Annotated in this window: 3 protein-coding genes; all 3 read left to right on the plus strand. The window is 45.2% G+C overall.

The annotated features are described in order from the left end of the window. The first annotated feature begins 33 nt into the window (after positions 1 to 33). Positions 34 to 9,648: a hypothetical protein gene (locus ACJV7B_RS05230; RefSeq protein WP_419389124.1), complete on the plus strand. Its 9,615-nt coding sequence runs from the start codon at positions 34 to 36 to the stop codon at positions 9,646 to 9,648. Between the two features lie 190 nt (positions 9,649 to 9,838). Further along, positions 9,839 to 10,837 carry a bifunctional hydroxymethylpyrimidine kinase/phosphomethylpyrimidine kinase gene (gene thiD, locus ACJV7B_RS05235; protein WP_230453929.1) on the plus strand — a complete coding sequence of 333 codons (999 nt, stop codon included), beginning with the start codon at positions 9,839 to 9,841 and terminating at the stop codon, positions 10,835 to 10,837. 390 nt (positions 10,838 to 11,227) lie between these two features. After that, positions 11,228 to 12,496: hypothetical protein (locus ACJV7B_RS05240; RefSeq protein WP_419389125.1), on the plus strand; the 1,269-nt coding region annotated here is incomplete at its 3' end.

Consider the following 12,496-nt stretch of genomic DNA (forward strand, 5'->3'; position numbering starts at 1 on the left):
AAGCGCGTAAAACAATGTAAAACAGGTGGAATTATGAAGAGTATTTGGACGATTATGCTAAACGTTCTTGTTCGCATAGGTCAGTTGACCCAGTGCGCAACTCGTGCGGCTGTTCGTGCGGCTCAGCATGTGTATAGTGCGGTTAAACGTGCGGATAAGCATGTGTATCGTGCGTTCGTCAGCGCTTTCGCGAGAGTGCTTAAGACGGTGCTTAAGACGGTGCTGGTGTGCGCTATTTCTGTGGCTATGTGGCTGCCTGTTTGCTTGACTGCTGAAACTGCGGTTGCGGCGGATGGTGCTAATTCATCTTCTGAGACTTCCGCTAATACTGCTAACGAAGCTTCTAACAAAGCTGCTAACAAGCCTTCCGCAAATACTTCCGTAAATACTCCCGCAAGTCCAGATTCTCATTCTGGTTCTGAGCCGGTTTCTAATTCCGCCGATTCCGCTAATTCCGCCGCCTCTGCATCCTATCAATCGTTCTCCTCGTCTTCATACGCGTCCTCTGACCTTTCCTCATTACAGAGTTTCGGCAATCATCGAGTATTTGTAAACGAAAGCAATCCGTTCGCGCAAGATTTAAGCTTTGCAAGCGCAGATTCAAATTCCGCTTCTCAAAACATGTCACCTATTGAGCGCGCTGCCAAAGAAGCTCAAGCCCAAGCACAAAACCGCGACGCTAAGAATTACACAGCTCGTGAATCTTACGAAGTGTATCGCCCTGGATGCAACAAGGATTACGCTTTAGGTGCATGTATTACTACTGACGGCGACGGAGCTGGTTTGCGCGCCACTAACGGCCACGATTTGGATGTTAATAGTCTTGGATACAACTTGGAATCGGGTGACCAATTTGCTAGTGCAGCAACGAGACCTCGCGGCCACTACGAGAACGGTCCTGTGCCTGAAGATCCTTCCGGCACGGATCATTACGGCGCAACTTACTTCACTCCATACCCTAAGGGCACTTTTATTATGGGCCGTTTACGCAACATGGCCTTTAATTATAAGGGTTCCGGCGTCGACAGAATTAACTTGCCTATAGATGACACTGCAGATTTCGTGTTTGTAAAGCGTACTCCTAAGCTTTCCGGCGGCGGCTTCGTGTGGGATGTTATTTTTAACGCTGGCGGCCGTACTCAAGGCGCTGGTGCTGCTCTTGATTACTTTACGATTCCAAAAGGTCAGATCCTAGACAAGGGTAGTGAAGGCGGAAGGCAGTATATTCAGCGTGTTCTTTACAGTGGCAGGGAAGTTACTGCTTTGTATAAGAAGAAGCAAGGCAACAATAATCCTCCTCGCGAAACTTGCTCATTTTCTTGGGATAATCCTAACGGTTTATGCAGCATTAAAACTGACGGTAACGATTTTGATACTGGAGACGATTTAGTTGCAGCTTGGAATAAGATGCGTGGCACTGACGACAGTAAGAATGGCAATTATTCTAGGATTCTTCCGGATGCTGTAACAACTGAGGATTTGGGTAGTACTGAAGCTATTGGTTGGTGCCGTGATGGCACAGGTTTGGACTGCATTAGATCCAGTAGCTATGGTGCTTTGGATGAAGGCGATCTTAGAGTTGTTCCTAAAGTTGAAGGAAGCTATAGCAGAGGTTATAGTCCTGCTTATGTTGCTCTTGTGCAAAATCTTTATAGATCTATAAAAGATGACACGCAGCGCGTATTTAGTTTTGTGAATAATATTAAGCCTGGCGAAATTGCTTATACGTATAAGATTCACTTCACTACTACAACTTCTACGAATAAAAACGACGCATATTGCACTGCTAACAAGGGCGATGGCACGGGTTGTGAAAACTTTTCATTCTTCTACGCTGCAGGATCTTACTACGGTAAGAGACAGAGCAAAGGTTTTTATGGTGCCACTGATCCGTTTGGTGTTACTAAAGCCAGTAAATATTCCATGACTAATTTTGGTCGTGACGCTAACTTCTACATGTACACTGTAATGCATCAGCAGTGGTATGGTGCGCCGCGAATTATGGATATTCAGGCTCCTAGATACCACTTCCTTAAGGGTACTGGTTTGGGACCGTACAACAGTGACAGCGGTAATTATCTTAGGAACAGGCTTATTTCATTCTCTAGTGTGTTACTTGGAATAGTAAATCAGCCTTTGGGATCTTCAAGTCTTATGAACGAGAGTGAAGATATACGCTTATTGCCTGATTATTATTCTCCAAATAACGGCTATGCTAGAGGCAATCAGTGGTTCCGTAATCCTGGTATGAACGACCATAATACGAAGGATTCAACTCCTGGAAGGCATAAGCTTGAGCTTAGATATAACGATAGAACGTATCATATGAGCGAAACTCAGGATTTGTGGTATAGGGTTATTACGCAAGCAGACGTGTTTAAGCCTTTGCAAACTGAGGAATATGACGAAAATAACAAGACTCCTAAGTATTATTCTTACGATCAGCCGCTTCCTAATCCTCTTATTATTGATGATCGTGATAATAATGCTGGATTTGTGAATTTTGTTGGTAAACGTTCCGACTTGTATAAGCAGGTAATGGCTTTCGACCCTAACTTGTTCCCGCCTGTTAATAAGGATGAGTATGGTACAAGGCATAGGTATGGTTCCATAAAACAGAAGAAGGGTTCAAAGGCAAACGATTATCCGCTTGATGCGAGCTATTTGACTAGTAATCCGGATGGAGATTCTAATACTCCTCTTAAGAATCTTGCTGTTTATAAAGCTGAGTGGACGGATAAGTGGGGTGATGAGCCTCGCTCGAATACTCTTCAGGATGCTGATTTAAGCGTTGCTGCTAAAGTGCCTATTGTCAGCGTTGTAAATCCTTGCGGCCATTCTAAGATTCTTGACGAATACAAGGATAAAATTACCGGTCAGTCTAGGTCTTCTATTCAATTTAGATCCGTAGATAGTGACGATGCTTCCGCTGCAAACAACGATCGTGCAGCTATGGGTGAGGATCGTGAAGACAGCATGCCTGAATGCTGGCCTAAAGCGCAAAATGCTACTAAGCGTAATGTTTGGTTTGTAAGTAACGCTCCTAAGACTGGTGATGACGGTAAGGAGTTGAAGCCGGGCGATCCTGTAAAGCAAGAATTGCAGACGAAAGTCTTGGCTAAAATCAAGCGTATTTACAGAAACTGGATGCGAAACAAGTATAGTGCTCAGTTGCAGGATGGCAAGGATCCTAAAGTTTTGCCAAATTACGTGTTTGTAAAGTACGTAAAGATTACGTTCTGGGATAATTCGACTACTGTTATACCTGTTGTATTCCCGTACGTTGATTACGAGAAGCCAACGTTGGATGTAAAAGTGAGCGTGAATAATGGGGATCCTGTTGATGTTCCAGCTGATGGTTTGAAGATTCCTGTTAATAGCAAAATTAAGTTCTGGGTTAAAGGTCATGACGATAAGAGGATTTTGCTTGGTGTGAAGCCGAAGGAAGCTACTGACTACTTTACTAACGATAAAAATAAGAGATTCTTTGATGGTAAAAAAGTCGTTGTGCGCAATGATTTCGATATGATTACGACTAATCGTGATAAGAAGAATGATTGTGATAATCGTGGTTGCGGCGATTTTACTACTATAAGCTACGATCAGTTCATTCATAAAAATGGTGAATCTGATAGTCCGACGGATCAAGTTGGATGGGTTATTAACAGCAATAATTCTAAAGATGAGGGTTCTCCTACAGTATTAGTGGGCGATCAGAATAGAAATCACGGTGTGCATGATTTAATATTCCACGGTTGGGATGCTGCAGGTAATTCCGTAATAAAGAAACTTAGGCTGATTATTGTATCTCCTGGTTACGGTTTGCCAAACGTTTGGTGGGATAAGAAGCCGAATGGGCATTATGTTGGGCGAGTGAATCCTTGGGATGAAGATAAGCGCGTGCGTTCGATTATGGTACGCATTTGGGCGCGCGGTAAGGAAGCTCCTAAGAAGGATCATAACTACTTTACGATGTGCCCGAATGATGGCAGCTGCTACGGCATTGTTGTTCAGCGAGACGGTAATAAGAAGACTGATCTTTGGCATCAGGTTAATACGTATAACCACAATAATGATGCTGCAAGACCGGATGGGTCTAGGGCTGCTGAGGATAGGTCTGCTGAAGATAGGTCTGCTTTAGAGGACAGAGACGCGGCTGGCGATAAGGCAGCTGATGGCAAGTCGGCTGATGGCAAGGATAAAGATAAATCTAAAGCTGACGATAAGAATAAAGCTGGCGATAAGGCGAAAGTTGACAACAAGGCTAAAGCTGATAACGAAAAGACTGAAAATGCTAAACCTGGGGAGAACTCTACCCAAAATCAGCAGGGTAAGCAGGAACAAGGTCAGCAGCAGAAGTCGCAGAAGTCAGAAAATAAGCAGCAGGAGCAGCAGACTAATAAGTCTCAAACTAGCAACAAGCCTGCTTCTTTGAAGATTACTAAAGTGACTAAGAAGAACGCTAAGAAGAACGCTAAGAAGCGCAATGTTCCGGGAAGGCGCGGTAGTGTAAAGCTTGCAGTTCTAAACGAAAGCGATTCTTCTAAGAAAGAAAATACACAAAAATCTGAAGTAAATAACGGTAGCAAGCAGAGCGATGCTGCTAAAACGTCCGAAAATGGTAGCGCAAGCAAGGATGACAAAGGCAGTAAAGATAGCAAGTCTTCCGATAAAAATGACTCCAAGAACGCTGAAGATTCTAAAGATGCTAAGTCGGAAGAATCTAAGGGTCAGGATCGAGATGCTGAAGGCGAAGATCGTTCTGTTGGAATGAATAACGATCAATGGCGTGAAGAATTTAGTAAGCGTATTATTACAGCAAATCTTGGAGACCATATCAAGGGTTGCACAGCTAACGGCGGCGACAGGTGCGAAATAACTTTTGATCCTGTAACTGGAAATATTACGATTCCGGAATACTTTGCGGAAATTGGTTCCAGAATTTACGTAGACACTTACTCTGTGCCGGAAAATAATCCAGATTGGCGTCAAGATAAACTTTGGAAGCTTATGGAGCCAGGCAATCTTCAGGATTACGAAGAGTCCGACCCGCTTCCGCTCGATATTGCGTGGCCAAACGGCTTAGTGCAAGTGAACCCGTTTGAGCTTAATAATAACGAAATCGTGGCAATGCTTTCTTGGATGAGGCATGATAAGCGAAACGAGCGAATCTTCGGCTACCGCAAGGAAGAAATTGGCGTTAAAGGTGAAAATAAGTACGATACTTATGACCAATACGATAACGGTTTTAATCCTGCAAAAACTACAGCAAAGTATGCTTATGGTGAGAATAAGCCTCAATACTCATGCCAGTCTAAGACGGATCAGCAGTGGAAGCTGTGCTTAGGTGGTGTTACTGGTATTGGCAAGCTAGGAGAAATTTCCGAAAAGAAGTATGCCGAAAAGAAGCTTTCTTTCAAAAAGTTGGAAGCTGATGACGAGACTACGCTTAACCCGATTGACCATAAGGTGACGCGCTTCGTTGATATGCGTAAGGACTATACGTGGGGATTAGTAGACAACAACAAGAAAAGTGTTGACGGGCGAAACGATCCTGGATTTGACGGGCCGCAAAACGGATTGCATGGAAATCAGAAGTTTGGCACGCAATACTTTGTGTACAAGTGGAACATAAACTCATACCGCAAGGGCGGCAATGGTAAGCCGTTAAACCTTCAGGATGTGCTAAAGCTTGTAAAAGGTACGCCTAGTATCAATACGAAAGATGAAAATAATCCGCAGCCTTCTCTAACTCCTATGAGCGCGGCGGATAATAGGCAATTTGACGCATGGAATGGTTCGTACCCTATGGCAGTCGATAATGGATTAGGTTACGCTGTGCATGACAATACATGTGCTGCATCTATTGCTTCTCATAACGGTGTTGCGCAAGAAGGTACGTGCCAGTGGCGAAATAAGCTTAATTTAGTTAAGTATACGCCTAAAGAATTTATTATGGATCGTTCTTCATTCTCTTACAATGCTTCTGTAAATATGAAGAACGGAAGTGAAGTACATATTACAGATAGGCTTATTGAAAATAAGGGTAGTCAGCATGCTGGTGAAGATAAGTATGTTAGTGAATATGCTATTCACAAGGACTTCCTTATGCCTGGCGGTGAAGATCTGAACGGTCAAGCGGATGGCGAAAATATTGGCGACATTATAACTAAGAATATTGATGTTGACACTATGAACGACTACGACGCGTACGGTGAAGGTACTTCGAAGCCTGAGGGATACGCAAATAACAGGCCGTTTATGCATGCGCAACTTTATGTGAATAATGGTCAGGTTACGAACGATCTTCTGCTTCGTGAGCCTGGTAAGACGCCAGATAACACAACGAACGTGATAAACGTATGGTTTATGCCGGTTGATAATGAGAAGCCGACGATTAGTGCGAAGAGTTATCAGGAGTGGGACGGTAAGCCGTGGGATATTCACGGAAGATGCATGATTAACGGCGATGTGAATAACTGCAATACAATTGATGATGATGTTATTACTCTTGATAAGAAAATTTATGAAAATAATACGAAAGCTTGGTATGAAGCTGATAAGGCTACGATTAATTTGCCTTCAGCGTTAAAGCTAGACGATGATTTCAATGAGTACGAACCAGGCAAAGGTGATCGCAAGTGGGTGCAAGGCCGTGGTTTTAATAGGAAATACGTTACTTTATACCCGAATAGTATAAACAGTAAAGTGCTGGTTAATAATCTGAATGTGTATATTCAAGCGAATAATATTCAGGATTCTAGTGGTAAAACTTCTAGTCCAATGCTGAAGTTTGTTAGTAACGGCGTTACGAATAAACATTTGCTTAGAAGGTTTGTTGAAAAATACAGAAGCACAGATTTAGACAATCCAAGTGTAAATAAGCAAACTGTATTTACAATGTATGCTGAAACTACAGATAGTGCTGGAAAGCAAAGTGCAAAAACTGTTGTTGGATGCTTTAAGGCTACGTGGACAGACATGGTGAAACCATCTGTTGTTGCGTACGATGGTAAAAGTGATGAATTTGCAAAGTATGATAGCTGGCTCAGCAAAGATGGTTCTTCACAAAATCGCGATTATAAAGTTGTAGTTAAATCAGGCTATGGAGCTAAAAGAATGGTAGTTTACTATCACCCTGCTTCAGAGCTTGAAAAGCCTGTTGCTGTTAATGGTCTTTTTGGATCTGCTACAAGTTCAAATGAGCCTGACGTAGAAACCAGCATTGGTAAAACAATTTCCGTGTGCTGGGATAAATCGTGGAGTGTATGCGCTGGTACTTCCAAGCCGAATGAAGTAACGCTTAATCAAGATGATAAGGGTAATGCTGTTATAACATTCCCTAGTGGTTACCTAGCTCCAGGAAGCGTGGTTCGAGCACGCAGCCGTCTTGAAGTTGGCCCATGGACGTATATGCCTGGTGTTAGAAGCCCTGAAGATCTTTCCGATGATTCGCCTAATAGGGACGGAAATAAGACTGCAAGAAGCGGCGGAAGTAATCGAAGCGGCGGAAATAGCAGAAACAGCGGAAATACGCGTGCTGCAAAAGGTAAAAATGCAAAAGGTCGCGCTGCAAAAGATAAAAACTCCTACAAAGACGACGCTAGTTCAGAAGATACTCTTGACGTGCTGCCAATGGCTTACGCAAAAGAAAAGCCTAGCGAAGTATGCCGTCCGGATTACTGGAGCGCAGACAACTGGTCTGGTTTGAAGAAGCCGTCCGACTGCGTGTACTTCGGTGTTACTATGAAGCGTCAAATAGTGCAAATACACCCGATGCTTCTAAGTGGTCACGAGGAGCGCGCAATACGAATGGATTTGCGCAGCGAAAACAACTTTGCGGGCGAACCAAAGAAGGGAATTTGGCTTCAAAACGATAGCGAAATCGTTACGAATGAGGATCCAAGGCTAGATCCTGGTAGAACTATGGTGACTTTTAGGAAGTATGACTATAATGCTATGGACGATGACCATAAGCCTTTGAATCTTCCTGGCTATGGTGATCGTCAAGTAGGAAAGATACAAGACGTTGCTGTTATGACTCGAGGCTGGAGAAGCCGCGTACTTGTGCCAAATCCGAGAGAAAATAAGATTACGCGATTTGTGCGATTGCGTGCACCTCAAAACGTAGATAGTGAGCATGGTGGTGATAGTAACGGTGCTGCAGACTACTTATCTGATGCGCCTACTAGCTTCGACGAAACTAAGGGCGATAAGGCTCTGCGCGTAGATGGTCGTCCGTATGATCCAGGATTTGTTCTTTCGCAAGATAAGAAGTCTCTTCTGTATCTGTACAATGCTTCAACTAAGCGCAACTTTACGCTTAATGATTTGCAATCTGCGTTGAAGCTTAAGCGTAACAGTACTTTGCACCCAGAAAACGAGTGTGGAAACTATGTTGATGGAAGTGATTGGGCGTTTGCTGATTGCCAGCCATCCTTGCTTCCAGAAGTAAGAGGTAGCGATAAGGTTGATGGCGAGCACAATCGAAACGGCTTCAGCTTTGATGGGAGTACGCACTTCTATACGTATAATCCATCTGAAGACCATAGGTCTGGTGCTAACGGCGCTGATAACGACAATGGTGGTGCTGCTAAAGAAACTTGGTATGTAAACGTCATAGATATGATTTCAAAGGGCGGTACCGGCGGTGGATATTCTATTCCTAATAGCTCTGGCGTAACGTCTGAGAGTAGTAATACTGGTCTTTCGCTTACCAACTTCGCTAGGATTGGCGCATGGGGTAGGTCTGGCGCAATCAACAGTATCTTAATCGGCCATAAGATTCTTAAGAATCTAGATAATGGCTTATCGATTATTATGACATATGGCGATAGCTGGGTTGGTGATACTCATAAAACGCGAGGTAAAGACGGCGGCTGGAATAACGATGCCAATTACGAATTTGTAATGCCTGTGTATCTGATTCCTGTAGATAACGAGAAGCCAACTGTTGCAGCAACTGGAGGATCGCTTCTAAGTGGTCACACGAGTGCTAATAATCCTTATGTTGTAACAATGGAAGAGAAGGACTACGCTAATCTCACGGTTAAGGGTAATCCTGTGGAATACAAGGACGGAAAAGTTTCGAAGTCGGAAAGCAAGGAGAGTGGAAAGACTCTGTTTGCGGATGTCCACGACGATTACGACAGATTTGGCGATCTCAGCAACCTTAATTTGGTTGCATGCAAAGTCAAGAAGCTTGGCGGCGCAACTGATTTTAATAGCTGCACGTCGATAATGGGCAATGATGGCTCCGTGGATACTTCGGCGTTTAAGAGGCTAAAGACTGACGGCAGTGGAGTTGAGTACGCTTTGTATGGACGTGCAAAAGATAAGTCCGATAATGAGAGCGACGGCTTTGGTGACAACAATAACATAGGTCACTTAGTCGGATACTTTAGCTTCGGTTACTTAGTGCGTCCGGTTGCTCTGCCTTACAGCGGCGGTCAAGCTGCAATATGGTTCAGCTTCTTGTTCGGCGTGCTTCTTGCGCTGGCTATTTCCACCGGCGCGTTCGGAAGGCGCGGATGGCTTGGATCGGTGCTTAGCGGTTACGGATTCGGCGCGTTAACCGACAGCAAGCATTGCGACGCTTCTGCGGAAGCGATGCGCTGCGGAGGATTGTTTAAGTGGCTTCGGCTGTGATGAATAGGTGTGCGCGACGACCTGCTTGAGCGCAGCACAGCGCGCGCGAAAGCAACTCGGAGCGGAAACTCGCTTAGGTTGGAAGTCCAGTGGACTTCCAACGCGAGTTTCGTAAGCGAGCGCTTATAGCGCGAGCGTTGCAGTGGGTGTAAGTACACATTTGCGCGCGGCTGCGCAATATAATAAAATTATGACGCTAGTATCAAGCAAACAGCATGCGCAATCGTCCGCGCAGTCAATCGCGCAATCGTCCGCGCAGCCTGCCCAGCATGCGCAATCTCATACGCAGCAATCAAATCCAATCATCCCGCGCGTTTTAAGCGTGGCCGGCACAGACCCAACAGGCGGAGCCGGAATACAGGCGGATCTTAAATCAATCATGGCTGCGGGCGGCTACGGCATGTGCATACCAACTAATTTGGTTGCACAAAACACGTGCGAAGTGCGCGAAGTGTTTACGCCGCCGGTCAGCTTTTTCCGCACTCAACTTTCGTGCGTGTACGACGACGTTACGGTTGACGCGCTAAAAATCGGCATGCTTGGTTGCGTGGAATACATTGAAGCAATGCGCGATTGGATGCGTGATAATCCGGTTCCTGTAAGCGTGCTAGACCCTGTGATGATATCGACTTCCGGAAAGCGTTTGCTTGAGGCGAGTGCCGAAAATGCGATGCGCAAGTTTATAAGCTGCGTTGATGTTGTGACGCCAAACGTGCCGGAGTTGGCGGCTTTGTGTGAGTTGCCAGTTGCGGAAAACTTTGAGGAAGCTTGCAATCAGGCGCGTGAGTTGGCTGCAAAAAATAGCGTTGTTGTGATTGTAAAAGGTGGTCACTTAACTGGCGAAGACGTTGGAAATACTGCGGTTTTTCCGGATGGTGACGCGCGACACGTGCCAAGCGAGCGTGTTGAAACAAGCACAACTCACGGAACTGGCTGCTCGCTTTCTTCCGCAATTGCTACGAAAATTGGGCTTGCTTTGCGTGAAGGAAAGAATTTGAGCGATCATGATACTGTGATGCGCGCGCTTGAATGGTCAACGGCGTGGCTTCGAGAGGCGATTGCGGCCGGAAGTGTGTTGCATGTTGGTCGCGGAAGTGAGGGCGGCGGCGAGCGCGGGGGTGTGCGAGGCAATGTGTGCGGCCATGGACCTGTGAACCATTCCGTGCGAATCTTGCAGCAAACTGTGTGAATGCGGCAAACTACGAATGCAAACTGTGTGAATGTGGGCTGTGCCTGTAAAAGCGCGCGATTCTTTCGTAATAATGCAAACCTTAAAGAAACCTGAGAAAAGTATTAAAAAGTTCTGGTTACGGCGTGTCTTGTAACTTTTACACAAAATCCATATAAAAGCCGTAAATATTTCGCCTTTTTAACACAAAAACAGAAAATTTATCAAAAATTCGTTGCATTTGGGGGTATAAAAATTGAACACAGGTGTTGAGTTTTCTGAGAGTATGCTGTAAGTTATAACTCAGCTACCGGTGAAATCCCTAGTTCCACCGGTGCGCGCGGGAAACCGCAAATGGCAAATTTTTCTTCGCATACCCTAGTGCGAAGGAGAAGAAGAAAGGAAAATATTATGTTGAATAAGAAGGCTATCGCCGCATTCGCTGCTGGCGCCACACTTCTTTCCGGTATGGCATTCGCCGCTCCAGCTTTCGCTGCTGAGACAGAAGCTCCTAAGAAGGAAGAATGCAAGCCAGCTGATGCTGCTAAGCTCACTGAGCTTAAGCATGCTGTTACTGTTGCAGAGCGTAATGTTTCCAAGAAGGAAAATGCTCTTGCTGATGCTAAGGATGACCTTAATGCAAAGAAGGAAGCATACGCAGCTAAGAAGGCTGTAGCAGATGCTTACAACAATGCCCTTAAGGCTTACAATGATGCTAAGACTGGCGATAAGAAGGATGACACCACTCCAAAGCAGTTGGAAGCTCTTAAAGAAGCTTTTGCTAAGGCTGGTAAGGCTGCTAAGGCGTTTACTGCTGCAGATAAGACCAAGCCTTTTGAAGCTACTGCTAAGGAATCTGTAGACGATAATCCAACAGATTTGTCCGCTGGTGCTGATCCTTCTGAGCAAGGTGTGAAGGATGCTAAGCATGAGTTGCAGGATGCTAAGGATGAGTTGCAGGATGCCAAGGATGCTCTTGCTAAGGCTCAGTGCACGACTGCTGATCCAGAGCATAAGGATCCAGAGCATAAGGATCCAACCCCAACTCCAAAGGGCAAGGATGTTCAGCACACTCTCATCGACCAGGTTCGTTTTGCTAAGATGATGCTTGACGACGCTGATGATGCTTTGGCTCACGCAAAGGCAACTCTTAAGGATAAGACCGCTGCTCTTGCTGCTGCTACTGCAGAGCTTAAGGCTCGTGTCAACGATCTTGACAACGCTAAGTTGCGTCTTAACGAATTCTTGGCTTCTGGTGTAAACGATTCTGCTACCGAGACTCGTTTGCGTGACGCTGTGGCTCGCGCCGAAGCTCACGTAACTCGTGCAACCGCTGCTTTTGCTAAGGCTAATGCTGAGTATAATGATGCTTTGACCAAGGCTCTTGCTGCAGTTGACGCTTACAACAAGGCTTTGCTTGACTACAAGGCTGTTTACAACGAGGCTGTTGCCAACGGTGTAAACCCAGCTTTGCTCCCACCAGTTGTAACTTCTGACCCATTGTCCAAGAACTTCCCACAGGTTCCAGGCGCTAAGGCTCTCTACGACGAAGCTTTGTCTGGCAAGTTCGGCCAGGAAGTCAAGAAGATTCTTGAGGAAACTTCTTCTAAGAAGAACGATGCTAAGAAGGCTGATGCTAAGAAGTCTGCTGCTCCATTGGCTAAGACCGGTGCTGCTGTA

The sequence above is a fragment of the Gardnerella bretellae genome, from assembly GCF_048545135.1.
GTDB lineage: Bacteria > Actinomycetota > Actinomycetes > Actinomycetales > Bifidobacteriaceae > Bifidobacterium > Bifidobacterium greenwoodii.

Bases quoted from the DNA above. Each gene is read 5' to 3' on its own strand.
- ACJV7B_RS05230 (WP_419389124.1), top strand. From the start codon at position 34: ATGAAGAGTATTTGGACGATTATGCTAAACGTTCTTGTTCGCATAGGT.
- thiD (WP_230453929.1), top strand. From the start codon at position 9,839: ATGACGCTAGTATCAAGCAAACAGCATGCGCAATCGTCCGCGCAGTCA.